General features: G+C 28.5%; 26 protein-coding genes and 1 riboswitch. Of the genes, 24 read left to right on the plus strand and 2 right to left on the minus strand.

Annotated elements, in window-relative coordinates; genetic code table 11:
• Nucleotides 1-11: 11 nt before the first annotated feature.
• From QP548_RS01880 to scpB, 12 genes are all read left to right on the plus strand, one after another.
• Nucleotides 12-464, plus strand: a complete 453-nt coding sequence (locus tag QP548_RS01880; RefSeq protein WP_003451580.1) for an arginine repressor — start codon at nt 12-14, stop codon at nt 462-464.
• Nucleotides 465-479: 15 nt separating this feature from the next.
• A complete protein-coding gene (gene recN / locus QP548_RS01885; RefSeq protein WP_061428849.1) occupies nt 480-2,177 on the plus strand; it encodes a DNA repair protein RecN in 1,698 nt (565 codons plus the stop codon).
• A 176-nt stretch (nt 2,178-2,353) separates the two neighbouring features.
• Nucleotides 2,354-3,514, plus strand: a complete 1,161-nt coding sequence (gene spoIVB, locus QP548_RS01890; RefSeq protein WP_061428848.1) for a SpoIVB peptidase — start codon at nt 2,354-2,356, stop codon at nt 3,512-3,514.
• Nucleotides 3,515-3,687: 173 nt separating this feature from the next.
• Nucleotides 3,688-4,518, plus strand: a complete 831-nt coding sequence (spo0A, locus tag QP548_RS01895) for a sporulation transcription factor Spo0A (RefSeq protein ID WP_003451549.1) — start codon at nt 3,688-3,690, stop codon at nt 4,516-4,518.
• A gap of 75 nt (nt 4,519-4,593) precedes the next feature.
• Entirely contained in the window at nt 4,594-4,899 is a 306-nt protein-coding gene (locus QP548_RS01900; RefSeq protein ID WP_003458729.1) for a hypothetical protein, read from the plus strand.
• Between the two features lie 60 nt (nt 4,900-4,959).
• Nucleotides 4,960-5,490, plus strand: a complete 531-nt coding sequence (locus QP548_RS01905; protein WP_061428847.1) for an NUDIX hydrolase — start codon at nt 4,960-4,962, stop codon at nt 5,488-5,490.
• A gap of 394 nt (nt 5,491-5,884) precedes the next feature.
• Nucleotides 5,885-6,505: a stage II sporulation protein M gene (gene spoIIM, locus QP548_RS01910; RefSeq protein WP_003478333.1), complete on the plus strand. Its 621-nt coding sequence runs from the start codon at nt 5,885-5,887 to the stop codon at nt 6,503-6,505.
• A 49-nt stretch (nt 6,506-6,554) separates the two neighbouring features.
• Nucleotides 6,555-7,427: a site-specific tyrosine recombinase gene (locus QP548_RS01915; RefSeq protein WP_061428846.1), complete on the plus strand. Its 873-nt coding sequence runs from the start codon at nt 6,555-6,557 to the stop codon at nt 7,425-7,427.
• Between the two features lie 246 nt (nt 7,428-7,673).
• A complete protein-coding gene (locus QP548_RS01920) occupies nt 7,674-8,975 on the plus strand; it encodes a pyrimidine-nucleoside phosphorylase (protein ID WP_061428845.1) in 1,302 nt (433 codons plus the stop codon).
• Between the two features lie 251 nt (nt 8,976-9,226).
• Nucleotides 9,227-10,435, plus strand: a complete 1,209-nt coding sequence (locus tag QP548_RS01925) for a D-alanyl-D-alanine carboxypeptidase family protein (RefSeq protein WP_061428844.1) — start codon at nt 9,227-9,229, stop codon at nt 10,433-10,435.
• Nucleotides 10,436-10,700: 265 nt separating this feature from the next.
• Nucleotides 10,701-11,447, plus strand: coding sequence for a segregation/condensation protein A (locus tag QP548_RS01930; protein WP_061428843.1), 747 nt, complete (start codon nt 10,701-10,703; stop codon nt 11,445-11,447).
• On the plus strand, nt 11,440-12,027 hold the full coding sequence (gene scpB / locus QP548_RS01935; protein WP_061428842.1) for an SMC-Scp complex subunit ScpB: 588 nt from the start codon (nt 11,440-11,442) through the stop codon (nt 12,025-12,027). The genes QP548_RS01930 and scpB overlap by 8 nt, the downstream gene beginning before the upstream one ends.
• 327 nt (nt 12,028-12,354) lie before the next feature.
• On the opposite strand, the gene ytfJ is transcribed toward scpB, so the two are convergent.
• A complete protein-coding gene (gene ytfJ, locus QP548_RS01940) occupies nt 12,355-12,774 on the minus strand; it encodes a GerW family sporulation protein (RefSeq protein ID WP_003469027.1) in 420 nt (139 codons plus the stop codon).
• A 43-nt stretch (nt 12,775-12,817) separates the two neighbouring features.
• On the minus strand, nt 12,818-13,390 hold the full coding sequence (locus QP548_RS01945; protein WP_061428841.1) for a DUF2953 domain-containing protein: 573 nt from the start codon (nt 13,388-13,390) through the stop codon (nt 12,818-12,820).
• Between the two features lie 147 nt (nt 13,391-13,537).
• Here QP548_RS01945 and QP548_RS01950 point away from each other — a divergent pair, with 147 nt between their 5' ends.
• The 12 genes from QP548_RS01950 to moaA all read left to right on the plus strand — a co-directional run bounded on the left by QP548_RS01950 (nt 13,538) and on the right by moaA (nt 26,698).
• The gene (locus tag QP548_RS01950; protein ID WP_061428840.1) at nt 13,538-14,413 is read left to right on the plus strand and encodes a D-alanyl-D-alanine carboxypeptidase family protein; all 876 of its coding nucleotides are present in this window, start codon (nt 13,538-13,540) and stop codon (nt 14,411-14,413) included.
• A 240-nt stretch (nt 14,414-14,653) separates the two neighbouring features.
• On the plus strand, nt 14,654-15,634 hold the full coding sequence (locus QP548_RS01955; RefSeq protein WP_061428839.1) for a sulfide/dihydroorotate dehydrogenase-like FAD/NAD-binding protein: 981 nt from the start codon (nt 14,654-14,656) through the stop codon (nt 15,632-15,634).
• A gap of 31 nt (nt 15,635-15,665) precedes the next feature.
• Nucleotides 15,666-16,943 (plus strand): FAD-dependent oxidoreductase, encoded by a 1,278-nt coding sequence (locus QP548_RS01960; RefSeq protein WP_061428838.1) that lies wholly within the window; start codon nt 15,666-15,668, stop codon nt 16,941-16,943.
• A 221-nt stretch (nt 16,944-17,164) separates the two neighbouring features.
• A complete protein-coding gene (locus tag QP548_RS01965; RefSeq protein ID WP_061428837.1) occupies nt 17,165-17,593 on the plus strand; it encodes a hypothetical protein in 429 nt (142 codons plus the stop codon).
• Nucleotides 17,594-17,974: 381 nt separating this feature from the next.
• Nucleotides 17,975-20,053, plus strand: a complete 2,079-nt coding sequence (locus tag QP548_RS01970; protein ID WP_061428836.1) for a molybdopterin-dependent oxidoreductase — start codon at nt 17,975-17,977, stop codon at nt 20,051-20,053.
• 12 nt (nt 20,054-20,065) lie between these two features.
• Nucleotides 20,066-20,479 carry a 4Fe-4S dicluster domain-containing protein gene (locus QP548_RS01975; protein ID WP_061428835.1) on the plus strand — a complete coding sequence of 138 codons (414 nt, stop codon included), beginning with the start codon at nt 20,066-20,068 and terminating at the stop codon, nt 20,477-20,479.
• 1 nt (nt 20,480) lies between these two features.
• A complete protein-coding gene (locus QP548_RS01980; protein WP_061428834.1) occupies nt 20,481-21,704 on the plus strand; it encodes an NAD(P)/FAD-dependent oxidoreductase in 1,224 nt (407 codons plus the stop codon).
• A gap of 90 nt (nt 21,705-21,794) precedes the next feature.
• Complete coding sequence (gene mobB, locus QP548_RS01985; protein ID WP_061428833.1) at nt 21,795-22,277, plus strand: molybdopterin-guanine dinucleotide biosynthesis protein B; 483 nt, start codon at nt 21,795-21,797, stop codon at nt 22,275-22,277.
• Nucleotides 22,273-22,484: riboswitch (molybdenum cofactor riboswitch) on the plus strand. It overlaps the preceding gene by 5 nt.
• 148 nt (nt 22,485-22,632) lie before the next feature.
• Entirely contained in the window at nt 22,633-23,853 is a 1,221-nt protein-coding gene (gene glp, locus QP548_RS01990; RefSeq protein WP_061428832.1) for a gephyrin-like molybdotransferase Glp, read from the plus strand.
• A 43-nt stretch (nt 23,854-23,896) separates the two neighbouring features.
• Complete coding sequence (locus tag QP548_RS01995; protein ID WP_061428831.1) at nt 23,897-24,493, plus strand: molybdenum cofactor guanylyltransferase; 597 nt, start codon at nt 23,897-23,899, stop codon at nt 24,491-24,493.
• A gap of 116 nt (nt 24,494-24,609) precedes the next feature.
• Entirely contained in the window at nt 24,610-25,623 is a 1,014-nt protein-coding gene (locus tag QP548_RS02000; RefSeq protein WP_061428830.1) for a molybdopterin-binding protein, read from the plus strand.
• 103 nt (nt 25,624-25,726) lie between these two features.
• A complete protein-coding gene (gene moaA, locus QP548_RS02005; RefSeq protein WP_061429452.1) occupies nt 25,727-26,698 on the plus strand; it encodes a GTP 3',8-cyclase MoaA in 972 nt (323 codons plus the stop codon).
• Nucleotide 26,699 lies beyond the last annotated feature (1 nt).

The raw sequence follows: 26,699 nt of genomic DNA on the forward strand, positions 1-26,699 counted from the left end.
GTGAGTTGAAGATGAAATCTAAGAGACATTCTAAGATAATTGAAATTATAAAATCAACAGCGATAGAAACTCAAGAAGAGTTAGCGGAAGAATTAAAAAAAGCTGGGTTTGATGTTACTCAAGCTACAGTATCTAGAGACATAAAAAATTTAAAACTTGTTAAAAAACAAGATAATAAAGGACACTATAGATACACAATCATAGAAGAAGAAAAAAATGAAATGGTTGATAGATTAAGCAATATATTAGCCAATACTGTAACTTCAGTAGAAAATGTTGATAAGATGGTTGTTGTTAAAACAATATCAGGTTCAGCATCTGCAGCAGCAGAGGCAATAGATACACTTCATTTAGGTGAAATTGCTGGTACTATAGCAGGAGACAACACAATATTTATATTAGTTAGAAGCTTAGAAAAAGCAGAAACTCTAGTTTCTAGGATACTGGAAATGATAGAAGGATAGTTAAGGAGGAGAAGTATGCTTTTACAATTAACTATAAATAACTTTGCTTTGATAGAAAAAGCATCTTTAGATTTTAAAGAAGGATTTACTATTTTATCAGGAGAAACTGGAGCTGGTAAGTCTATTCTTATAGATGCGATAAATTATGTTCAAGGAAGTAAGTTTAACAAGGACTTAATTAGAACTGGAGAAGAAAAGACTTTTGTAGAGGCTATATTTTCAATAGATGATAATGAGAGGCTTAAAGAAATTTTAGATGATTTAGCAATAGAGTATGATGATACTTTAATAATTTCTAGAGAAACTTTTATAAACGGTAGAAGTAATATAAAGGTTAATGGAAGAAGTATAATAGTAGCTACTTTAAAAAAAATAAGTAGTACACTTCTAGACATACATGGTCAACATAATAATCAAAATTTATTAAATAAAGAAAATCATATAATGTATTTAGATGATTTTGGAGATTCTAAGTTAAGTGAAGATTTAAAAGAATATGGAGAAAAATTCTCAGAGCTTAAGGATATAGAAAGAAAAATAAGTGAATTAAGCAATGAAGGAAAAGATGAAAAACTTTTAAATTATTTAGAATATCAGTTAAATGAAATTGAAGAAGCCAAGCTTAGAAATGGTGAAGAAGAAGAGTTAACAGAAAGATTTAATGTTTTATCTAATGCAGAAAAAATAAAAAATTCACTGGGAATATCATATAATCTATTAAATGGTATTGAAAGCAGTGTAGTGGATTCTTTATCAGTAGTAAATAGGGAGCTTTCAAATGTTGAAGAGCATTTAGAAAAAATCAAAAATATAAACTCTAAAATAATGGAAATGTACTATGAAATACAAGAAATGGCTAGAGAAATTAGAGATATATGTGATGAAAGTGTTTATGATGGCAATGAATTAGAAGAAATAAATAGTCGTATGTTTAAGATTGCTTCCTTAAAGAAGAAGTATGGAAATAGTATAGCCGAAATCTTAGAATATAAAAATAATATTTTATCTCAAATAAATAATATTAAAAACTCAGAAAAAATAATTGAAGATCTTTTAAATGAAAAAAGTAAAGTTGAGAATGTTTTAAGTGAAATAGCTAATAGAATTCATAATAAGAGAATAGAACTTTCAAAAGTTTTAGAAGAAAATATCCATAAAGAACTGGCCTATGTTGGCTTAGGAAAATGTAGATTTGAAGTTCTTATTGAGGAAGATGAAACCTTTAACTTTAAAGGTAAGGACAAAGTACAATTTCTTATATCAACAAATCCTGGTGAACCATTAAAGCCTATGGAAAGAATAGTTTCTGGAGGAGAACTTTCAAGAATAATGTTAGCTTTAAAAGCTGTGTTTATAGATAAGGATAAGATTCCTACAGTTATATTTGATGAAATAGACACAGGTATAAGTGGAAGAGTAGCTCAATCCGTTGGAGAAAAGATGTATGAAATATCAACAAAACATCAAGTTTTTTGTATCACACATCTTCCTCAAATAGCAAGTATGTCGGACAATCATTATATGGTTAGAAAAAAAGTAATAGATAATAAAACTTTTTCAAAGGTTGAACCTATAACTTATAATCAAAAAATTGAAGAGGTTGGAAAAATGCTAGGTGGCGTTGAAATGACAAGCAATACATTATTAAATGCTAAAGAGATGATAGAGTTAGCTGATACAAAAAAAGAAACAATTAAGACTTTTCATACATAATAAAGTGATTTTTAATACAAAATAGAACTGTTAAACAGTTCTATTTTTTTTTATTTTAAAACTAATATGAGAATTTTAGTATATTTTAAATTGATTTGGCTAGAATAACAAAGTTAATACAGGATATTATTTTTTTGAAAGGGGCAAATTAAGAATAGAAAAGGAGGAGATAGTTAATGAAAAATATGAACAAAAGAATAAAGATTATATCAATAATAATGATGTCTTTAATATTACTTTTATCCTCTGTAACATTTGCAAGGGATTATTGTGAGAGTAATAATGTTTTTGCAAGTAGCAATTTCTATTCTTTAAATTCTAAGAATAGTAATGATGAAAAGTTTAAGAACAGATATGGCGTAGCTCTTGTAAATAGTGAACAGGAAAAGAAAGATATAGAGCTTTATGCTGGAGGAAATTCAGTAGGTGTAAGGGTTTCAACAGATGGTGTATTAGCAGTAGGTTATTCAGACTTAATAACAGGAGAGGGAGAAGTAGAGAGTCCAGCTCAAAATGGTGGAATACAAATTGGTGATAGACTTATAAGCGTAAATGGAAATAAAATAAAAAACTCAAAAGATTTATCAAAAAAAATCAATGAGAGTAAATCAGAAAATGTTGAAATATTAATTGAGAGAAATGGTGAAGAAATAACCAAAAACATAAATTTATCAAAAAATGCAGATGGTGATTATAAAATAGGTCTTTGGGTAAGAGATTCTACTGCTGGTGTAGGTACACTTACTTTCTATGATAAAGAAAGTGGAAAATATGGAGCAATAGGTCATCCAATAACAGATAGTGAAACAGAAAAAATTCTTTCAATAAAAAATGGAGATCTTTTAAATTCTTCAATAATAAGCGTAAAAAAAGGTGTTAAAGGTAATCCAGGAGAATTAAGAGGAATTTTTTCAAGTGATAAGAAACCAATAGGAAATGTTACAGGAAATACACAATGTGGAATATTTGGTAGCATGAATACAGAAAATTTAAAAAATATTAATAATAAAACTTATAAAGTTGGTTGGAGAGATGAAATTCAGCCAGGACCAGCACAAATTATAACTACTATTGATGAAGAAGGTCCTAAGCTTTATGATATCGAAATTGTAAAACTTGCAAAGCAAGATAGCATTAGTACAAAGAGTATGGTAATTAAGATTACAGATGAAAGATTATTAGAAAAAACTGGTGGCGTTGTTCAAGGAATGAGTGGAAGTCCAATTATACAAAATGATAAAATAATTGGTGCTGTGACACATGTTTTGGTTAATAAGCCTGAAGTGGGATATGGAATTTATATAGAGTGGATGTTAAAGGATGCAAAAATTATATAATAGAAAATAAGTGTGATTAATGTAAATATGTGTTATAATAAATACTAGAAAATTAAATGAATTTTTTAGTATTTATTTTTTTTAGAAGGAAATAAATAAGTTTTGTCGAATATAGTTAAAGTAGAATAATTGTAAAAAAATGGATATATAAAGTTGGGTAAGGAGAGAAAAGCATGAAGGAATCAAAAATATCTGTATTAATTGCTGATGATAACAAAGAGTTTTGCAATATTTTAAATGACTATTTATTAAGTCAAAGGGATATTGTTGTTACAGGAATTGCAAAAGATGGATTAGAAGCTTTAAAACTTATAGAAGAAAAACAACCAGATTTAGTTGTATTAGATATAATTATGCCACACTTAGATGGGTTAGGTGTACTTGAAAGAATAAATTCTCTAGGCTTAGAAAAAACTCCAAGGGTAATAGTACTATCTGCTGTTGGACAAGACAAAATTACTCAAAGAGCTATAACTTTAGGGGCAGACTATTATGTTGTTAAACCATTTGATATGGATGTATTTACAGAGAGAATAAGACAAATGTTTAATAGCACAATATCAGAGGAACCTACAAATAGTAAACCTACAATTAGTGTAGTTGAAGGATCAAAAAGTGAGGATTCATCTTCTGATGATAACAAAGAGCCTATGGATTTAGAGGTTGAAATAACTAGTATAATTCATGAAATAGGAGTTCCAGCTCACATAAAAGGATACATGTATTTAAGAGAAGCTATAACTATGGTTGTAAATGATATGGAATTATTATCAGCTATAACAAAAGAGTTATATCCTTCAATAGCAAAGAAATATAATACTACTGCAAGTAGAGTTGAAAGAGCTATAAGACATGCTATAGAGGTTGCTTGGGGAAGAGGACAAATAGATGCTATAAACAAAATATTTGGACATACTATCCACAATGATAAGGGTAAACCAACAAACTCAGAATTTATAGCTATGGTTGCAGATAAATTAAGACTAAAGAATAAAGTTAGCTAAATTAAGGAGAAAGCACTTTTTATCAGATAATATTTTCGCTGATAAAAAGTGCTTTTTATAGAGAGGTGAGGTAATTTGAGAAAAGCGGTTTATGTAGAGGGAAATGAAAAAAAGATTATTTTAGCTAATTGTATAACTAAATCTGAGTATGAAAAAATATATAAAAAAAATTTAGTTTGTCCAATAGATGGATGTAAAGCAAAACTTGGTTTTAGGGAAGTTAAAAAGCAAAGAGATGGAAAATATTTTTATACATTACCTAATAATAAACATGTTGATGGATGTCCTTATAAAATTCAAAAGAAGAAAAGAAGGGTAAGAAGAAAAATAGATAATAATTTAAGCGAGGATTTTTCACAAATATCCTTTGAAATTTTATGATATTTAATATTAAAAAGAATAATTTTAGAATTTTTTTAGGTTCAAATTGAGGTGATATATATGGATTTATATGAGAAAACTTTAAGTGAGGAGAGCATATTTAAGTGTTCTTTTATGGAACTTGTTAAGCAAAAGGTAAAATTGCCTGATGGCAATGAGGTAGAAAGAGATATTGTTAAACATTCAAATGGTGTTTGTGTTCTAGCTTTTAATGAAAAAGGAAATATCCTTATGGTAGAACAGTTTAGAAAGCCTTTTAATAGAATATTTTTAGAATTACCAGCAGGAAAGGTTGATAAGGAAGAAATATTAGAAAAAGCAGCCTTAAGAGAACTTAAAGAAGAGACAGGGTATTCAGCTAATAAGATAACATATTTAGGACAAATAACACCATCACCAGGATTTTGTGATGAAGTGGTTCATATATATAAAGCTTATGAATTAAAAAAGGGGAATACAAATTTTGATGAAGATGAGTTTTTAAATTTAAAAGAATATTCCTTAGAGGAAGTTAAAAATATGATTATAGAAGGAAAAATAATTGATGCTAAAACTATAGCATGTTTATTTTTTTATGAAAATATTAAGTAATTAGAAATAAGAACTAGGGTATATAAATTTACTTTAGTTCTTATTTTTTATAATGAATTTAAATAACTTTATTATAAACTTATCTAGTCCTAAATATTTATTTTTCAGATAGAACGAAGAGAACATCTTAATAAGCAGTTAGTATTTCATCATATATGGAGTAATAATAGCGTTAAGAAGCTGAGACTGTTTGAACGAAGGGAGTTTCGAAGCTTTAGCTATTATTACGGAATAGATGATAGAAATACTTTGCGAAGTTAAGTAGTTCTCGGAGTTTAGCTAAAAAATAAATATTTAATAGAGCCTTAAAAATAAATTTAAAAAAGTATGTATCTTTTTATTATGTTAATCATATCTTTTAATAAATAGCTTTAATGGAGGGGAAAAAGAATTTATGAGGATGTTTTTTAGTGGACTTATGGAGTCATTAAAGGAAAATAAAATCACTTTTTTATGGGTACTTTTATTCTTTTTAGTTGGAATAGTTTTAGGATCTTATACTGTTTATTACATGAGTGATTTTAATAGGGTTGAAATTACTACTTATTTTAATAACTTTTTAGAGTTTTTAGGTGGAAACTCTGTAGCTTATACAAGTATTCTTGTAGATAGTATAAAAAGTATTTTACCAATGGTTGTAATAATAGTTTTATTAGGTTACACAGCTGTAGGAACACCAATAATTCTTATGATGGATTTAGCTAAAGGTTATGTTATTGGATTTACATTTTCTTTAATAGTTAGCATGTTAGGAAGCAAGGGGATTATGTTAGTCTTATCAGGATTAATGCTTCAAAATTTGATTTTTATTCCAATAATAATGTTAATCAGCGTTTTGGCTATAAGACATTCAGTTACAAAGTTAAAAATGGGAGTATCTAGAGATAGAGTAAAACTTGATGTTAGTAGAGCATATTTAAACTTTCAAGGGCTTTTAAGCTTAATTATAATATCAGGAATACTAATTGAAACATATATATCACCTAATTTAATAAGATTAGTAATTAGTAGGTGATTTCTGTAATATAAATAATTATGTAATAACATTTTGGTTAGGAGTTAATATGAAAGATTTAGTAAGCAAATACGAAGTATATCTAGAATCAATAGGAAAGAGAAAGAATACCGTAAGTGCATACATTACAGATGTCTCTATGTATTTAGATTTTGTAGAGGAAAAAGAGTTTAAGGTAAGTGAGGATGCATATCCTTTAATATCTTATGTACAACATTTAAAAGAGAGCCACAAGTCTCCATCATCAATTCAAAGAACAATCATCTCTTTAAGAAATTTTTATAATTTCTTAGTGGCAGAAGAATTTTTAAAGAAGGTTCCAAATTTAACTATGAAAAAAGAAAGAGTTGAAAAGAAAAAACCTTTAGTTTTAACTGTTGAAGAGATAAATAAAATAATGAACTCTACTAATGTTTTAACTGAAAAGGGAATACGTGATAAGGCTTTATTAGAACTTATGTATGCCACTGGAATGAAAGTTTCAGAGTTAATATCTTTAAGAATTGAAGATATTAATTTAGATTCATCTTTTGTAAATTGTAGAGATAGTAGAGGATATGAGAGACTTATACCAATAGGAAAAGCAGCTAAGGAATCTCTTAAAAGATATATTGTGGTAAGAGAAGATAATTCTAAAGGATCAGATAAGCTTTTCTTAAATATGAGTGGAGAACCTATAACTAGGCAAGGAGTTTGGAGAATTGTTAAGGAGTATGCTGTTATTGCAAATATTGGTAAGGATATAAATTTAAATACCTTTAGACATTCTTTTGCAGTGCATTTATTACAAAACGGAGCAAATGCTAAGGTGGTACAAGAGCTATTAGGAAATCAAGTTATGACTTATATAGATATGTACTATGATATTATAAATAATGAAAAAATTAACAATATATACAGAAAAGCTCATCCAAGAGCATAATATATAAAAGAAAAGGCTTTCATAAAAGTCTTTTCTTTTTATAATTTTTAGCTTTAAAATATTAGAATTTATCAAAAAATACATAAAAATAATTTGAATTTTATAATTAAGAAAAGAAAAATTCATTAATGTTGAAAAAAATATAATATTTTATAGGGTGAAAGTACTTGTAAATAAGGAATCTCTCTGATAAAATGAATTTATGAAAAGGTTATCACAAATTGAAAGTGTGGAGGAAAGAAACTTATGAGAATGTATGATTTAATATTAAAAAAGAGAAATGGTGGGGAATTAAGCACTGAAGAAATAAACTTTTTTGTTGATAAATATACAAATGGTGAAATACCAGATTATCAAGTAGCAGCCTTATTAATGGCTATATATTTCCAAAAAATGAATAAGAGAGAAACTTCAGATTTAACTATGGCTATGGTTAATTCAGGAGATATATTAGATTTAAGTGAAATACACGGTATAAAAGTAGACAAGCATTCAACTGGTGGGGTTGGTGATACTACTACTTTAGTTTTAGGACCTATGGTTGCAGCTTTAGGAATTCCTGTAGCTAAAATGTCAGGAAGAGGTCTTGGACATACTGGTGGAACAATAGATAAATTAGAAAGTTTTGATGGATTCTCAGTAGAAATGACTAAGGATCAATTTATAAATAATGTTAATAATATAAAATTAGCAGTTGGTGGACAAACAGGAGATTTAGCTCCAGCTGATAAAAAACTTTATGCTTTAAGAGATGTTACTGGAACTGTTGATAATGTATCATTAATAGCTTCAAGTATTATGAGTAAAAAAATTGCTGCAGGCGCTGATGCCATAGTATTAGATGTTAAGGTTGGAGATGGAGCATTTATGAAAACTCCAGAGGCAGCTAGAGAACTTGCAACTGAAATGGTTGGAATAGGTAAACATGTTGGAAGAAATACTGTTGCCATAATTTCAGATATGGATCAACCTTTAGGATTTGCTATAGGTAATGCCTTAGAAGTTAAAGAAGCCATAGAAACTTTAAGAGGAAATGGTCCTAAGGATCTTTTAGAGCTTTGCTTAACACTTGGAAGCAACATGGTTGTTTTAGCAGGTGCTGCTAAAGATACTGATGAAGCAAGAAAAATGTTAATGGAAACAATAACTTCAGGAAAAGCAATTGAAAAATTAAAAGAATTTGTAAAAGCTCAAGGTGGAGATGCATCAGTTATTAATGATATATCAAACTTCCATAATGCTAAATATGTAATTCCAGTTAAAGCTACTAAATCAGGAGTTGTAAGCAAAATTCATGCTGAAAACATAGGATTAGTTGCTATGGAACTTGGAGCAGGAAGAGCTACTAAGGAAAGTATTATAGATTTAGCTGTTGGTATTGTTCTTCAAAAGAAAAGAGGAGACAAAGTTAATGAAGGAGATATCATAGCATATATTCATGCTGATGATGAAGAAAAAGGTAAGAAAGCAGTAGATGGAATATTAGCTAATTACGAAATATCAGATTCAGTAAAAGATATTCCATTAATATATGATATAGTTAAATAGTTTTAAAAAATGCTTTAAAGCTGGTTGGATTCTTGTTAGGTATAGCTAAGATTTATAGTTATGCATCGTAATCTTTGAATAACCATATCTAACAAGGAACCCAACCACTTTAAATAAATTAAGTTTTGGTACTCATTATAGATTTTCTTGTTAAAGTTATCCTATACAAATTAAAGTATAGGATAACTTTTTCTTTTTTGCTTATAATTTATTTCTTTTGGGAGAAAATAAGCAAGAAAGGAGGAGATATTATGAAAAAATACATAAGACAAATAGCAGCTTTTGCAATATTTTTATCCTTATTTAGCATTGTTTCTTCTGTTCCTGTAAAAGCTGAAGAGGCAATAGAAGTAGAAGCAAGATCAGCTCTTCTTATGGAAGCTAGTACAGGAAAAATAATTTATGAAAAAAATGCTAATGAAAAATTTGCACCTGCTTCAGTAACAAAGATTATGACAATGTTACTTGCCATGGAAAAAGTAGATAGAGGAGAAATAAAACTTTCAGATCAAATCACAGTAAGTGAGACTGCTAAGAAAATGGGTGGTAGTACTATGCTCCTAGATGTTGGAGAAGTAAGAACTGTTGAGGAGATTATAAAAGGTATAGGAATAGCTTCAGGTAATGATGCCGCTGTAGCTATGGCTGAATATTTAGGTGGAAGTGAAAGTGGTTTTGTTGAGATGATGAACAAAAGAGCTCAAGAACTTGGAATGAAAAACACTACATTTAAAAACTGCACAGGGCTTCCTATAGAAGGACATTTATCTACTGCGTATGATATTTCTATTATGTCTAGGGAATTATTAAAACATCCTACTATATTAAAATATACAGGAACTTATATGGAAACTATATCAGAGGGAAGAAAATCTCCTATTGAACTTGTTAACCATAATAAATTAGTTAGATTCTTTAAGGGATGTGATGGTCTTAAAACTGGATTTACTAATGACGCTAAATACTGTATATCAGCTACAGCAACTAGGGACGGAGTTAGAATGCTTTCAGTAATAATGGGAGCTCCAACATTTAAAATAAGAAATAGAGATGCTAGTATGCTTATGAATTATGGATTTTCTAAGTTTGAAAGCAAGCAAGTAGCTACAAAAGATGGTGACGTAGAACAAATTCCTATGAGTCAAACAGGGGATAAGTTTATCATAGGAAAAGCTAAGGATGATTTAACTCTAGTTTGTCCAAAGGGTATGAGTGATAAAATAGAGAAAAAAGTTGTTTTAGATGAAAGCAAGAAAAAAATTAAAGAATTTGATACTGTTGGATATTGTGAATATTATCTAGATGGAGAACTTCTAGGTAAAGTTGAATTATATTCAGATAGAGATATGAAAAAAGGCGGAATTATTGATAGTGTTAAATTCAAGGTTAAGAATTTCTTTAATGGTGAAGAGGAAGATAAAGTAGAAGAAAAAACAGAAGAAAAGAGTAATGAAAAATAGAATAATATTTAGACATTTTGATTTTACTGATTAGAAATTAAAAATAAATACCTATAAGTTGAAAGAAAAACAACTAGCATATAGTCTCCTTATGCTAGTTGTTTTTGTATATAAATTTTTCTTATATGCATGTAAAGTTACTGCATAGTCTTAATTTTTATAAAATTAACTTCTTGTATGCCTTGAGATTAGTGTTAATTGCTTTTTTATATGATAGTTGTTATGATATTATGTGAAGTTTTGAATAGTAGGAGAAAAATAGACTATGGAAATGCCAATTATCAAACTTAAAAACTTTGATGGACCTTTTGATTTGCTTTTGCATTTAATCAAAAAAAACGAAATGAGTATTACTGAGATAAAGATTCATGAAATCACAAAACAGTATTTAGAATATATAGCCTTAATGAAGGAACTTGATTTAGAAATAACTTCAGAGTTTATAGTTATGGCAGCTACTTTAATAGAAATAAAATCGAAATCATTACTTCCTAAAGTTAAAGTTGAAGATGAGACTTGTGAGGAAGATCTTCAGAAAATATTAATGGAAAAACTTCAAGAGTATAAAAAGTTTAAGAAAATAAGTGCTTATTTAAGAGAAAGGGAACTTTCTACTGGAGAAGTATTTACAAAGAAAGCTGAAATTATTGAGGTTGAAGTGGACAACAAACTTGATGAAGATTACTTTAAAAATATAACTATGCTTGATCTTTATAAGCTTTATAATAATCTTATGAGAATTTACGGTGAAAAACAAAATGTAAATGTCATGGAGAAAAAGATAAGTGTAGATAAATATAAAATTACTGATAAAATTAATTTCTTAAGGGATAAGCTTAATGAAAAGAGCATTGTTAGATTTTCAGAGTTTATACCACAGTGTGAATGTAAGCTAGAAGTAGTTGTTACGTTTATGGCAATGCTTGAACTTATAAAAAGAAGTGAAGTTAAAGTTGTCCAATATGAAAACTTTGGTGAGATTATGATGGAGAAGGTGATAGTAAATGAGTGATATAAATCAAATAGAATTTAGTGAAATATCTAAAAAAGACGAGCTTAAGTCTATTATAGAATCTCTTTTATTTGTTAGTGGAGAACCTCTTGCTTTAAAAGATATATGTAGAATAGTAGAAGAAGATTTTAAATATGTAGAAGATTTAATGAGAGAATTAATGAATATATACAATGGAGATAGTTCAAGAGGAATAAAAATTATTAGTTTAAATGGAACTTATCAGTTAGTTACTAAAACAAAAAATAGTGAATATGTTCAAAAACTTTTAAAAAGGAATGTTAGACAATCATTATCTCAGGCTTCTTTAGAAAGTTTAGCAATAATATGTTATAAACAACCTATTACTAGAGTAGAGATAGATGAGATAAGAGGAGTAAAAAGCGAAAGTGCTATACAGAGACTTGTTGAAAAAAATTTAGTTGAGGAAACTGGTAGATTAGAAGTTCCAGGAAGACCTATACTTTATGGAACTACAGATGAATTTTTAAGACATTTTGCATTAAATGATTTAGGAGATCTTCCATCTATAGAATTATTTGAAGAAAATGATGAGGTTTCTGCCATAGTAGAAGAGTAGTTAATACTAGATTATAAAAAGTAAAATAGTATGATTTAAGGAATTTAGTATAATGATTTGTTTATATAAATTAAGAAGGTAGAGAATATTAATTATTCTCTACCTTTTATTATTTAAATAGCAAATTAACTCATTAAATTATAAAGTTTCTATTTCTTACTCCCTGCGAAGTAAGAATTTTATTTTTTAGGTTTTAGGTTGTTTTATTATGGAGTTTGATTGGTTGATTTTATTGCATTAGAGGGTATTTATAATGTTTAACTCTTCAATAAAATCAGGAATAGTTAAGAAACTATTTAAATGAGTTAATAAAGCTATAGCAGGCCTTTAATCACAAAAATTAGAATCTTCTTTTTTGTCTTTACACTTTTTATTGCCCATATCCTTAAATATTTCAATTATTTGAGGGATATTATCAACTATTCTGTCATAAGTATTAGTTTGGTTTACAGGTAATAGCCTTACAGAATCACCTTTAAGAACTAAGAAAGCAACTGGTTTTACACTAACACCAGCGCCAGAGCCCCCACCAAAGGCAAATCTATCATCTATTTTTTCACATTCTTTATTTGGAAGTTCTGAGCCTCCTGAAGCAAATCCAAAGGAAACTTTTGATATTGGAATTATGTAACTTCCATCTCTAGTTTCTATGGCATCTCCAACTACAGTATTAACATCTATCATGTCTCTTATGTTTTCCATTGTTGTACCCATTAGATTTTCTATTGGGTGATTTGAGTTTATCATGGTACAAACCTCCTAAAATTTTAAACTCTATTAAAAATAATATTTATAACTTCTTGAAGTTTAATAAGTAAAGAAATCCTATATATATAATTTGAGCAAAATTTATGGTTATTATACCTTGAACTTCAAAAAATAAGTAATTTTCATTATTAAATTTAGGATTTATGTTTCCAGTAAACTTTTTTAGTTTAAAAAAGTAATATAACTGTGTGTATATCAAAGATAAAATTTGATGAATAAATCCATATAAGATAGCAGTTAAAGCTGCATCTTCAGTTGAAAAATTTAAATCTAATACAACTTTTAAAGAAGGTTTAAACTTACTTTTAGTTAGTAATTTTATTAATTTCATAATGGTAAGATTAGATGGAGGTTTCAAAAAGGTTCTTTTCTTTTTAGAAGATTTCTTTATTTTAGTGTCTTTATTTCCTTTTTTTGAAATTTCTTTTTTTTCTTTATGAGCTCCTAATATTTTATTTAAAGATAATATTTCAAATTTATAAAAATTAATCTTTAAATCTTTCTCTGAAAATACTAATTTGAATTTTAAATTGATTGGAAAAAACAATAAAACTAAAAGTATTAATAATAAAAATAATAAAAAAAACTTCAGCACTTCATAAACCTCCTTACCATTTATACATTATTGACAATAATAGCTTTAATTATCCAAAAATATACTAGGTTATTAAATTTATAAAATGGAAAGCTAATAAAAGAAGGTTTCATAGATAAAAAAGCTTAGTTTAAGGAGAGATATTTTATGAAAAAGAAGATTTCAATTCTTATGTTTTTTTTAATAACAATATCTATATGCTCTAATGTTATTGTTCTTGGAAAGGAAAGTTGTATTCCAGAGGAAGCTTCAGTAGAGACTATGGATATAAAAGATGGATATGGAAAGCAGTGCAAGGACATTACTCCTGATGCACATTTTGCCATTGCCTATGATTCTAAAAATAAAAAGATTTTATATGAAAAGAATGCTTTTAGAAATGTACCTATGGCAAGTACCACTAAAATATTAACTGCTTTAGTTGCCATAAATTATTCTGACTTAGATGAAGAGGTTACAATATCTAAAACTGCAGCAAGTATTAGAGGATCAAAAGTTGGATTTAGGGCTGGAGAAAAAGTTACAATGAGAGAACTTCTTTTTGGACTTATGTACAAGTCAGGAAATGATGCTGCCATAGCTATTGCAGAGCATATTGGAGGTAGTATAGAGAACTTTTCTATACTTATGAATGATTTTGCTAGAATGTTAGGTCTTAAGGATTCAAACTTTCAATCTCCTCATGGATTAGATAGCCAAATGCATTTTTCCTCTGCTTATGATTTAGCGGTTTTAATGTCAAAAGCTATGGAAGAGCCTTTCTTTAGAGAGATATCAGGAACTAAGGAAGTAGGGGCTGAAAAATATAATTTTACTAGAAGTTATAGCAATATAAATAAAATGCTTTGGAGATTACCTAATGCCAATGGAGGAAAAACAGGTTATACTGGTCAGGCAGGGAAATGTTTGGTAAGTTCTGTAGATCATAATGGAAGAAATATAATCATAGTAGTTTTAAATTGTCCAACTAGGTGGGAAGCCACTGAAAGAGTTTATGAATATGTTAAAGCCAATTATTCTTAAAATCAAAGGTGTTATATTGATATTTTAATATAACACCTTTGATTTTTTTAAAAGTTTATAAAATATATTATTTTGTTATATATAAATGCTTAATAGCTTTAATACTAGGAATTTAAAGTTCTATATTTAAAATAATTTTAGAAAATATTTTAAGGATTAATTATTTATTAAAGAAATTTTGTAACATTTTTAATCTCTCAGGGATATTTTAATAGTAAGAATTCAAATGGGAGGGTTTTTATGGATTATGAAGTAATTGATTGTATAGATGCTGGTACGGAATTTTGTCCTTGTCACTTAGCAGAAGAAGGAGAATGCATACTTTGTTCTCAACTTCACGGAAAGTGTTTTTGTGATTGTGTAAATTGGAAAGGGGTTTGCATATATGAAGAATTTGCAAGTAATGGATTTAAAGCTAAGGAAGGTAGAAAAACTTTTACTTGTGATGTCATAGATGCCGTAGAAGTTGAAGAAGGATTATTATTTATAGAGTTTAGGGCACCTCATAAACTTTGTATTGATTTACTTGGACCAGGTAAGTTTATATTTATAAGAACTAATGATAATCCGTTTTTTGATGTACCTATATCTATTTTAGAATCTGATGCTGATAAAAATATAATAAAAGTACTTATTGAGGTTAGGGGAATAAAAACTAAGAGGCTCTTAAATACTGAGGTTAAAGGAGAAATAACTATAAGAGGGCCTTATTTTAATGGAGTCTTTGGAATAAAAAATATAGATTCAACTAAGAATGGAGAGGTCCTTGTACTTTGTAGAGGAATTGGATTAGCTCCTGCTGTACCAGTTATTAAAAAGTTAGCTAATGAAGGAAATAAGGTTAAGATTCTTTTAGATAAGTCACCTTTTAAAGAAAGTTATATAGAAAAATATTTAGAGGGATACGATGTTCAGTATATTCCTATGAATTTAATTAACAAGGGTGAAATATCAAATGAAGCAAAGGAAGTTATTAAAAATGGACAATGGGATTTAATCCATTGTGCTGGAGCGGATATATTAACTTATAAACTTATAGAATATTTAAATGATTTGAAAGATGAATCTACAAAAGTATCTTGTTGTAATAATGCTAAAATGTGCTGCGGAGAAGGGGTATGTGGAAGCTGTACAGCTAGGTTTGCTGGTCACAAGGTAAAAAGACTTTGTAAGGTACAAAGTGATCCTAGAAAAATATTTGAAGATAGAAGATTCATTTAATAAAGATTAATTTATAGAAGGGAGAGTTTTTATGAAGGTTGTTGTTATTGGCGGTGGATGGTCAGGAGTTGCAGCTGCTATTGAAGCAAAAAAAATGGGGGCAGATGTAGTTCTTTTTGAAAAGACAGATTTATTATTAGGACTTGGTAATGTTGGCGGAATAATGAGGAATAATGGAAGATATACAGCCTCTGAGGAATTAATAGCTATGGGAGGCGGAGATTTAATAAATATAACTGATAAGGTTAGTAGACACAAGGATATACCATTTCCTGGACATGAACATGCTTGGCTTTATGATGTTAATTTAGTTGAGGGAGAAGTTAAGAGATATGTAGAAAGTCTAGGAATTGAAACAAAAATGGTTTCTAGAATTATTGATATAAAACAAGAAGATAATAAAATTTTAGGAGTTTATACAAGTGATGGACAATATTATCCAGGAGATGTTTTCATTGAAACTACTGGTTCAACAGGACCTATGGGAAATTGCTTAAGATATGGTAACGGATGCTCTATGTGTATTTTAAGATGCCCTTCCTTTGGTCCTAGAATAAGCATAAGCTCAAGATGCGGAGTTGAAGATATACAAGGAGAAAGGGTTGGGGATGAACTAGGAGCATTTAGTGGTTCATGTAAACTTGCAAAAGAAACTCTTTCAGAGGAGATAAGAAAAGAACTTGATGAAAAAGGCTGTGTTGTCCTTAAGATTCCAAAAGAAGATATTAATTACGATAAATTAAATACAAAGGTTTGTCAGCAATATGCTCTTAAGGAGTTTGCAGAAAATGTTGTTTTATTAGATACTGGACATGCTAAGCTTATGACTACTTATTATCCTCTCGAAAAGCTTAGAAAGATTAAAGGACTTGAAAATGCTAAGTATGTTGATCCATATGCAGGTGGAAAGGGTAACTCTATAAGATACTTATCAGTGGCTCCAAGAGATGATAATATGAAGGTTAAAGGAGTTACTAATTTATTCTGTGCAGGAGAAAAATCAGGACTTTTTGTTGGACATACAGAGGCTATAGTTACAGGTACTTTAGCTGGACACAATGCAGTAAGGCATGCTTTAGGAATTCCTTATTTGATTCTTCCAAGAGCAACAGTTTTAGGAGATATAATAGCCTTTGCTAATGAAGAATCTCAATCTAGAGAAGGAAAGAAAAATAGATATACCTTTGCAGGTTCAGTTTACTTTAATAGAATGAAAGAGTTAGGACTTTATACAATAGATAAGGATGAAATTCAAAAGAGAGTAGCTCAATTAAATTTAGATGGAGTTTTTAGTAAAAAACTTATGTAAATTTAAGATTTTATAAAATTATTATGCTTAAAATATAGTTTAAATACAAAAAGTATCTTTAGAGTATTTATAAATATTAAGTTTATTTATATTCTTTAGATACTTTATTTTTTATAAAGAAATTAAAAAATTTTGAGTAAGTAAATATAGTGTTAAATTAAGTAGGAATATAATTACAATGAGGATTTATATTATAAAATTAAGTAACAGGGGGTGTTTATATGAAAATATGTAAAAGATGTGGAGAAGTTAATGAGGATGAAAATTTGCTTTGTAAAAATGGTGATTGCTTAAGTAAAGAGTTTGAAGATTATGAAGCCCTTAAAAATAAGGCAAAAAGTAATTTAATAAGAAAAGAAAAATTAAAAAGTCTTTTAGAAAAAGCTATTTTTACTATATATTTAGCAGGCGTTTTAATTGCATGTACAACAAACTTTAGAAATTTAAGTTTTTCAAATATTATTTCAACAATAGTTTTGGGTATAGTAGGAACTATGTGCATAAAGTTTACTAATCTTGTTTTTGAGGTTCAGCATATTTTTTCTTTGAAAGACTCTAGTGGTGACAATATGGCTGATATTTATGAAAGTTATTTAAAAGTAATTGGAGTATTAGCTTTAATTTATTCAGTTTATTTATTGTTTAAATAAAAATTAAAGATATAATTAAGAAATAAGTGTATAATTTATTTGTTATTTTAGTGAAAGGTACTATAATTAATTCATAGTACCTTTTCTTAGTTAAGTTTTAAATTTAAAGGACAGAATAAAAAATAAAAAAAATATGTGTATATTTATTGAAAATATAGATTGAAAAAATATATCTATATTTTGATTTATATAAGTATTATAAATAAAGAAGAATAAATTTTAGATTAAGAAAAAAAGTTTTAACAAAGAAAATTAAAATAATTTAAAATGCAGTTAAAAAGCGTGATAATTATCATATTATTATGGGAAATATAATGATATAATTCAAATTAGTATGATAAATTTTTAACAAAGTTATGTTTGTGAACGGAGGAAAAAAGTATGAAAAGAATACAATCTACTTGTAACTATTGTGCTCTTGCGTGTAATTTAGATTTTTACACAGAGGATGGAAAGATAAAAAGAGTAGTTCCAACTCCACATTATCCAGTTAATAAGGGATTTTCTTGTATAAAAGGACTTAATTTAGATAAACAATGCACTAAGTTTAATGGTTCTAAAAAGCCTTTACTTAAAATGAAAGATGGAGAAAGAAAAGCTATAGAATGGAAAGAAGCTTTTGAGATATTTGCTAGTAAAATGACAGCTATTCAAGAAAAGTATGGCAAAGAAAGTGTAGCTTACATAAGTACAGGTCAATTACCAACAGAGGAAATGGCTCTTTTAGGTCATGTAGGAAGAAGTTACATGGGTATAAATGGAGATGGTAATACAAGACTTTGTATGGCATCAGCAGTTGTAGCTTATAAACAAAGTTTTGGATTTGACGCACCTCCATATACTTTAAAAGATTTAGAGCTTTCAGATACTATATTCTTTATTGGAGCAAACCCAGTTATAGCTCATCCAATAGCTTGGGGAAGAGTTAGAAAAAATAAGGATGCTAAAATAATTACTATAGATCCAAGAAAGTCTGAGACAGCTATGAATTCAGATATGTGGATTGATATAAAAACTAAGGGAGATTTAGCTCTTTTCTATACTTTAGCAAATGTTCTTATAGAAAAAGGATGGATAGACCAAGATTATATAGATAATTATACAGAAGGTTTTGAAGATTTCAAAGAACATGTGAAGAAATATACATTAGAAGATGTTGAAGAAAGAACTGGAATCTCTAAGATGAGAGTTCTAGAACTTGCAAAAATAATCCACGAAGGAAAGAGGGTTTCATTCTGGTGGACAATGGGAGTTAATCAAAGTTATGAAGCTGTTAGAACTGCTCAAGCCATTATAAATCTTGCTTTAATCACAGGAAATATGGGAAGAGAAGGAACAGGAGCTAACTCTTTAACAGGACAATGTAATGCCATGGGATCAAGAATGTTCAGTAACACAACTGCTCTTTATGGTGGTGGAGAATACAATAATCAAGAGAGAAGAAAAGTGGTTGCTGATATATTAGGCATGGATGAAAATATGCTTCCAACTAAACCAACTTTAGATTATGAGCAAATAATAAAAGGAATAAATAAGGGGGAAATCAAAGGACTATGGGTAGTTTGTACTAACCCTAGACATTCATTTAGTAACAACGAAGAGTTTAAAAAAGCTATGAAAAACCTAGATTTCTTTGTAGTTCAAGATATTTATGAAGATACAGATAGTTCAGAAGAATGTGATTTATATTTACCTTCAGTTCCAGCTATTAAAAAAGAAGGGTTCTTAATAAATACTGAACGTAGACTTTCAGCTTTAGTTCCTGTTTTAGAGAAGGAAGAAGATGAATTAAGCGATTATGAAATATTATTAGGTATTGGAGAAGCATTAGGAATGGGAAGTCTTCTAGACAAATGGAGAACTCCAGAGGATGCTTTCAAACTTCTAAGAGAATGTAGTAAAGGAATGCCTTGTGATATTACAGGAGTATCTTATGAGAGATTAAGAGATTCTAAGGGAGTTCAATGGCCTTGTAGAGAAGGGAAAGAATTAGAATCTGATGAAAGAAGATTATTTGAAGATGGAAAATACTATACTCCAAGTGGAAAAGCTAAGCTTATTTTTGAAGATGTAACTGAAAATCCAAATGCTACAAATGAAGAATTCCCATTTAACTTAAACACTGGTAGAGGAACTGTAGGACAATGGCATACCCATACTAGAACTAGAGAAATAAAAGCTGTAACTAATATAGTTTCACAAAAGGCTTATGTAGATATAAATAGAAAAGATGCAGAAAGACTTAATATAAAAGAAAATGATGAAGTTTTAATTCATTCATCAAATGGGCATACATCTGAATTCATAGCAAGATTAACTGATAATCTTAAAGAAAAAGATTTATATGCTCCAATACATTATATAGAAACAAATTTATTAACACCATCTGTATTTGATCCTTATTCTAAGGAGCCTTCATATAAGACAGTTCAAGTTAATATAGAAAAGGTTAGAAAATAGGAGGGGATTACTTTGAAAAGAATAAAAATCAATAGAGATAAATGCGTGGGATGCTTAACATGTACAACTGCTTGTATAGTTTCTCATGATTCAGAGGATACAAGAAGTAGAATCACAATAACAAGTGAAGGAAAATACACTCCTATTTTCTGTAGACACTGTGATAGACCAGAGTGTGTTTATACTTGTATGAGTGGTGCTATGAAGAAAGATAAGGAAACTGGTTTTGTAACTTATGATAAATCAAGATGTGCAAGTTGCTTTATGTGTGTAATGGCTTGCCCATATGGAGTATTAAAAGCTGAACATGAAATGAATAAATACATAATGAAATGTGATATGTGTGCAAGTACAAAAGAAAAAACTCCTCAATGCGTTGCAAAATGTCCAATGGGAGCAATAACTTTAGAGGAGGTAGAAGAATAATATGAGATATATTGTTGTGGGGGCATCAGCTGCTGGAATAAGTGGAGCAAAAACACTTAGAGAACTTGACAAAGATGCAGAAATAATATTAGTTTCAAAGGACGAAAATGTTTATTCAAGATGTATATTACATCATTACATAAGTGGCCACAGAGATATTGAGGCTTTAGATTTTACAGATAGAGATTTCTTTGAAAAATATAACATAGAGTGGAAAAAAGGTTTAGAAGTTAAATCTATAGATGATAGAGAGCATGTAATAGTTCTTTCAAATGGAGAGAGCTTAAAATATGATAAGATATTATTAGCAACAGGAGCTTCAGCTTTCATTCCTCCAGTAGAGAATTTAAGAGAAGCTAAAAATGTTGTTGGATTAAGAAACTTAGAGGATGCTATTAAAATAAAGGAAGAGGCAGAAAAAGTTAAAAACGTAGTTGTCTTAGGAGCAGGACTTGTTGGAATAGATGCCATAGCAGGACTTGCATTTAAAAATTTAAATGTTACTTTAGTTGAAATGGGGGACAGAGTTCTTCCAATTCAACTTGATAAATATGCTTCTTCTAAATATGAAAAGAGATTTGAAGATGCTGGAGTTAAATTAAAACTTGGAGTTAGAGCGGAAAAAGTTTTAATTGATGAAAATAAAAATCCAAAGGCATTACTTATAAATACAGGAGAAGAAATTCCTTGCGAGCTTATAATAGTTGCAACTGGAGTTAGATCAAATGTGGCATTCTTAAAAGATAGTTCTATAGAAACAGATAGATTTGGATTAATAATAAATGAAAAAGGCGAAACTAATGCAAGAGATGTTTATGGAGCTGGAGATATCACTGGAAGAAATCCTATATGGCCAACTGCTGTAAAAGAAGGTATAATAGCAGCAAACAATATGGTTGGTAATGAAATATTCATGGAAGATTTCTTTGGAAGTAAGAATACAATGAATTTCTTAGGACTTACAACAATGTCTTTAGGCGTTGTTAATGCTCCAGATGATTCTTATACAGAAGAAATTGATATTTCAGGAGAGAATTATAAAAAGATAATCCATAAGGATGGAAAAATTTATGGAGCTATAATTCAAGGTGATTTATCTTATGCAGGTGTTTTAACTCAACTTATAAAAGAGAAGATACACGTATCAAAGGTTAAAAAACCATTATTTGAAATTGACTATGCAGATTTCTTCAATATAAAAGAAAATTTAGAGTACACATATTAATATAAATTATAATTAAATTTATTTAATATAAGTATGTAATTTTTAATTTAGAAAATAATAAATTAAAGTTATAATTAGGAGGAAAAGGCTTTGGCTAAGATTGTGAATGTAGTTGCTAGATGTTCTAATACAGGAAAAACAGTTTTAATAGAAGGTCTTATAAAAGAGCTTAAAAATAGAGGATATACTGTTGCTACTATAAAGCATGATGTTCATGGCTTTGATATAGACAAAGAGGGAAAAGATACTTGGCGTCATAGAAAAGCTGGAGCTGAAGCAGTGATAATTTCCTCAAGGGAAAGAATGGCTCTTATAAGAGAAGTTCAAGAAGAAATTCCTCTAGAAGAGTTAATAAAGCAAGTTGAAGATTTCGATTTTATAATAATAGAAGGTTATAAAAAGAGCAAATATAGAAAGCTTGAAGTATATAGACAAGGTATTAGTAAGAAAATAATAACTCCAAAGGAAAAGCTTATAGGAGTTGCTAGTGATGTTAGCTTATCTTTAGAGGGAGTTAGAGTTGTTGATTTGAATAATTATGAAGAAATTGCTAACCTTGTAATAGAAAATTAGTATAAATCTCCAAGCTTAAAAATCTAAGGAGAAGGTTCTATGATTTTTAAGCCTGGGTTACTAAATTATTAATTTGTACTTTTAACATTAAGTTTAATAAGAAAAATACTTAAATTGTTAATTGGTTTAATTGGGGTAATCCACAGGGTAAGGTTTGAAAGAATTTTGCCTCCACGTATTTTGGGAAGGAGAATAAGCAAAAGTAAAAAACATAGAACTTACATAATAATATTGCTAATTATGTTTTTTAGTTTTAATATTAAGGTCTAAAAGGACTATTTAATTTAATGCTTATTATTCTTGTTATTATAACAAAAATAATAAGCATTTTATTTTATAAAGGGATGGTGATATTTTGAAAAAATTTATAGCTTTAGAAGAAGCTCTTGAAATATTAAATAAGAACACTAAGGCTTTAAAAAGTGAGGTTGTTAGCATAAAGGATTCTTTAAAGAGAGTTTTGTATGGTGATGTTAAATCTAAGATTAATAATCCTCCCTTTAATAAGTCAGTTTTTGATGGATATGCTTTTAAATCAGAGGATTCTAAGGGAACTTCAAAAGGAAATCCTGTAGAGCTTAAAATAGTAGATGAGATATTTGCAGGTGATTTTTCAGAAATAGAAATTAAATCTGGAGAGGCTATTAGAATTATGACTGGGGCTCCAATTCCTGTGGGAGCTGATTGCGTGCTTAAGCAAGAAGAAACAGAAAGACATGGAGATTTAGTTAAAATATTTAAGGAAATGAAAGCTAATGAGAACATATCATTTATGGGAGAGGATATACAGATTGGAGAAACTTTAATTAAAAAAGGTAAAAGACTTGATTATGCTGATTTAGGTATAATGGCTAGTTCTGGTATAAGTGAGGTGCTTGTTTATAAAAAGCCAAGAGTTTCAATAATTAGCACAGGTGATGAGGTATGTGATATAAATTCCACCTTAAAACCAGGAAAAATATATGACAGTAATTTATATAGTTTAAGTGCAAGAATTGAAGAGCTAGGATATCATGTTTTGTCTATGGAACATGTAGGAGACAATATCCTAAAAATAGGAGAAGCCATAGAAAAAGCCTTTGAAAAATCAGATATAGTATTTACTACAGGAGGAGCTTCTGTGGGAGAAAAAGATCTTATGCAAAAGGTTTCTGAAAGCATAGGCTTTGAAAAGTTATTTTGGAAAATAAAAATTAAACCTGGATCTGCAGTTGTATGTAGCAAAAGGGAAGAAAAAATATTGATAAGCCTTTCAGGAAATCCTAATGCTGCCTTAACTACATTTGAATTATTAGGAAAGTCTATACTTAAAAAATTAGAGGGAGAGGAAGAAAATATAAATATTAAAAGAGAAAAGGGAATATTAATGGATTCTTTTAATAAAAAAAGCCCTCAAAGAAGATTTTTAAGGGGGAATGTTATATATGATGAAAAGGGAGCAAAGGTTTATATAACTCAAATTAAAAGTGGAAATGGTATATTAAGTTCTCTTCTAAATGCTAATTGCTTAATAGAAATTGAAAAAAGAAATGAAGGCTTAAATAGAGGAGAAGTAGTAAACATAATAAAATTATAATAAATAATTAGCTTAAAAATAAGTTTATAGGAGGTGTATTAAGGTGATAAAAAAGAGTGCTGCTATTTTAGCAGGAGGGAAAAGTAGTAGAATGAATTATAGAAATAAGGCTTTTTTAAAATATGAAGAGGACTATTTTATAGAGAGAATAATAAAAGCCTTAGAAGATTATGAGGAAATAATAATAATATCTAATAATCCAGAAGAATATAAGGAGTTTGGACTTAAAGTTTTTAAGGATATATATCATGGTCAAGGACCTTTAAGTGGAATTCATTCAGCTTTAAATCATATTAAAAATGATTATTGCTTAGTTGTTGCCTGTGATATGCCTTTTATAAATAAAGATGTGGTTAATTATTTAGGAAATATAAAGGAAGACTATGAAATTTTAATTCCTAAATTTCAGGAAAGACTACAACCTCTTTGTGCCATATATAAAAAAAGTTGCAAAGGTATTATGGAAAAAGAACTTATAAATAATAGCAATAAATTAATAAAAACTTGTTTTAAATTTTCTATGAAGGTAGTTGAAGAATTTCCTTTTATAGAAAAAGTACATAAAAAGGAAATAAAGAATTTTTATAATATAAATACAGTTCATGAATATGAAGATTTAATAAGGAAAAAAGAAATTTAGGAAACCTTTTATTACTAAAAACACTAGGAGGAGGTGAACTGTTTAAAGTTATTTATATTAAAATATATAGTTTAGTGGAGATGGACTTAAAATAAATAACTTATAACAGGATTATTATGAAACAAATAAGAGTTGAAGATGCTGTTGGAACAATATTATCTCATGATGTAACTCAAATAATACCAGGTAAGTTTAAAGGAAGAGCCTTTAAAAAAGGTCATGTTATAAAAGAAGAAGATATAGAAAAACTTTTATCAATAGGAAAAGAACATGTTTATGTATGGGAAAAAGAAGAGGGAATGCTTCACGAAAATGAGGCAGCTGAAAGGTTAAAGGACTTAGTTTGTGGAGAAGGATTAAGTTTTGGAGAAATAAAAGAAGGAAAAATAGAATTTTTAGCTGATAAAGACGGACTTTTAAAAATAGATAAGGAAAAATTATTAGAATTAAATATGTTAGGTGAAATAATAGTTTCTACAATTCATGGTAATTTTCCAGTTAAAAAAGGTGACAAGGTAGGGGCTACTAGAGTAATTCCATTAGTTATAGATGAAAATAAAATAATAGAAGCAGAAAATCTTATAAAAGATAAGATTATAGAAGTTAAAGAGATAAAAAATAAAAAGACTTTTGCAATAACTACAGGAAATGAAGTTTATAGTGGAAGAATAAAAGATGCCTTTGGCCCTGTTCTTAAGGAAAAGCTTAAGGAATTTAATATAGATCTTGAAAGACAAGTTATTCTTCCAGATGATAAGGAGAAAATTATAGAGGAAATAAAAAGAGCTTTAGAGGAAGGTGCAGAACTTATACTTTGTACAGGGGGAATGTCAGTAGACCCAGACGATGTTACTCCTACAGCTATAAAGGAATGTGGAGGAGAATTAATAACATATGGTTCACCTGTACTTCCTGGAGCTATGCTTCTTTTAGCTTATTATAATGATGTTCCTATTATTGGAATACCAAGCTGTGCCATGTATTCAAAAAGAACAGCTTTAGATTTAGTCCTTCCAAGAGTTTTAGCAGATGAAAGATTAACTTTAAGAGATATAGCTGAATATGGTCATGGTGGACTTTGTTTAAATTGCCCAGTTTGTACTTTTCCACATTGCTCCTTTGGAAAGTAATTGGAAATTGTTGTTAAATATTAGAAAAACTTCGGATAAAGAGTTAAAATCATTATTCACCTAAAAGAGGGAATGGAATTTGTATAAAGAAGAAGGTGAGAATTTGAAAGATAAGTATGGAAGAGAAATTGACTATTTAAGAATTTCTTTAACTGATAAATGTAATTTAAGATGTGCTTATTGTATGAAGAAAGATCATAATGATTTTATTCAAAATAATAAGCTCATGACTTTAGATGAAATTTTAAGAGTTGTTAAAGAATGTGCTTCTATTGGAATAAAAAAAGTAAGACTTACAGGAGGAGAGCCTCTTGTAAGAGAAGGTGTAGTAGATTTAATAAAAAATATAAACAAAATACCTGAGATAGAAGAGATTTGTTTAACCACTAATGGGATTTTACTAGGAGATAAAGTAAAGGAACTTAGTGAAAATGGATTAAAGAGAGTAAATATAAGTTTAGATACATTAAAAGAAGATAGATTTAAGGAAATAACAAGGATAGGAACCTTAGATAAAGTACTTTATTCAATAGAAAAGTGCTTAGAGAATAATGTTAAGGTAAAGATAAATACTGTAATATTAGAAGATTTCAATAAAGATGAAATTTTAGATTTAATAAATTTAGCTTATAAAAATCCAATAGATCTTAGATTTATAGAGCTTATGCCTATTGGTGAAGGTAAAAAGTTTAAGGGCGTTACTAATAGTGAGATTTTAGAAATTATAAAGAAAGAAAAAAATGTATTAAGTGATGGAAAAACCTTAAGACTAAATGGTCCAGCTAAATACATAAGTATAGATGGATTCAAAGGGAAAATAGGATTTATAAGTGCTATGAGTGATTGTTTTTGTGAGGACTGTAATAGAATAAGGGTCACTCCTGAAGGCTTTATGAAGCAGTGTTTACATTGGAAATATGGAATAAATCTAAGAGATAAAATGAGAGCTGGAATAACTGATGAAGAACTTAGAGAGATAATCAAAAAAAGTATTTATGAAAAGCCAGAAAAACATAACTTTAAAATGAAAGAAAAAGATGAAGATAAAAGATTTATGTATGAAATAGGAGGATAAA

Source organism: Clostridium sp. UMB9555A (assembly GCF_030222355.1).
In the GTDB taxonomy this organism is placed as follows: Bacteria; Bacillota; Clostridia; order Clostridiales; family Clostridiaceae; genus Sarcina; species Sarcina perfringens.

Excerpts from the sequence above, each read along its gene's own strand:
- QP548_RS01880 (WP_003451580.1), top strand. The coding sequence starts at position 12 with ATGAAATCTAAGAGACATTCTAAGATAATTGAAATTATAAAATCAACA.
- recN (WP_061428849.1), top strand. The coding sequence starts at position 480 with ATGCTTTTACAATTAACTATAAATAACTTTGCTTTGATAGAAAAAGCA.
- spoIVB (WP_061428848.1), top strand. The coding sequence starts at position 2,354 with ATGAAAAATATGAACAAAAGAATAAAGATTATATCAATAATAATGATG.
- spo0A (WP_003451549.1), top strand. The coding sequence starts at position 3,688 with ATGAAGGAATCAAAAATATCTGTATTAATTGCTGATGATAACAAAGAG.
- QP548_RS01905 (WP_061428847.1), top strand. The coding sequence starts at position 4,960 with ATGGATTTATATGAGAAAACTTTAAGTGAGGAGAGCATATTTAAGTGT.
- spoIIM (WP_003478333.1), top strand. The coding sequence starts at position 5,885 with ATGAGGATGTTTTTTAGTGGACTTATGGAGTCATTAAAGGAAAATAAA.
- QP548_RS01915 (WP_061428846.1), top strand. The coding sequence starts at position 6,555 with ATGAAAGATTTAGTAAGCAAATACGAAGTATATCTAGAATCAATAGGA.
- QP548_RS01920 (WP_061428845.1), top strand. The coding sequence starts at position 7,674 with ATGAGAATGTATGATTTAATATTAAAAAAGAGAAATGGTGGGGAATTA.
- QP548_RS01925 (WP_061428844.1), top strand. The coding sequence starts at position 9,227 with ATGAAAAAATACATAAGACAAATAGCAGCTTTTGCAATATTTTTATCC.
- QP548_RS01930 (WP_061428843.1), top strand. The coding sequence starts at position 10,701 with ATGGAAATGCCAATTATCAAACTTAAAAACTTTGATGGACCTTTTGAT.
- scpB (WP_061428842.1), top strand. The coding sequence starts at position 11,440 with ATGAGTGATATAAATCAAATAGAATTTAGTGAAATATCTAAAAAAGAC.
- ytfJ (WP_003469027.1), bottom strand. The coding sequence starts at position 12,774 with ATGATAAACTCAAATCACCCAATAGAAAATCTAATGGGTACAACAATG.
- QP548_RS01950 (WP_061428840.1), top strand. The coding sequence starts at position 13,538 with ATGAAAAAGAAGATTTCAATTCTTATGTTTTTTTTAATAACAATATCT.
- QP548_RS01955 (WP_061428839.1), top strand. The coding sequence starts at position 14,654 with ATGGATTATGAAGTAATTGATTGTATAGATGCTGGTACGGAATTTTGT.
- QP548_RS01960 (WP_061428838.1), top strand. The coding sequence starts at position 15,666 with ATGAAGGTTGTTGTTATTGGCGGTGGATGGTCAGGAGTTGCAGCTGCT.
- QP548_RS01965 (WP_061428837.1), top strand. The coding sequence starts at position 17,165 with ATGAAAATATGTAAAAGATGTGGAGAAGTTAATGAGGATGAAAATTTG.
- QP548_RS01970 (WP_061428836.1), top strand. The coding sequence starts at position 17,975 with ATGAAAAGAATACAATCTACTTGTAACTATTGTGCTCTTGCGTGTAAT.
- QP548_RS01980 (WP_061428834.1), top strand. The coding sequence starts at position 20,481 with ATGAGATATATTGTTGTGGGGGCATCAGCTGCTGGAATAAGTGGAGCA.
- QP548_RS02000 (WP_061428830.1), top strand. The coding sequence starts at position 24,610 with ATGAAACAAATAAGAGTTGAAGATGCTGTTGGAACAATATTATCTCAT.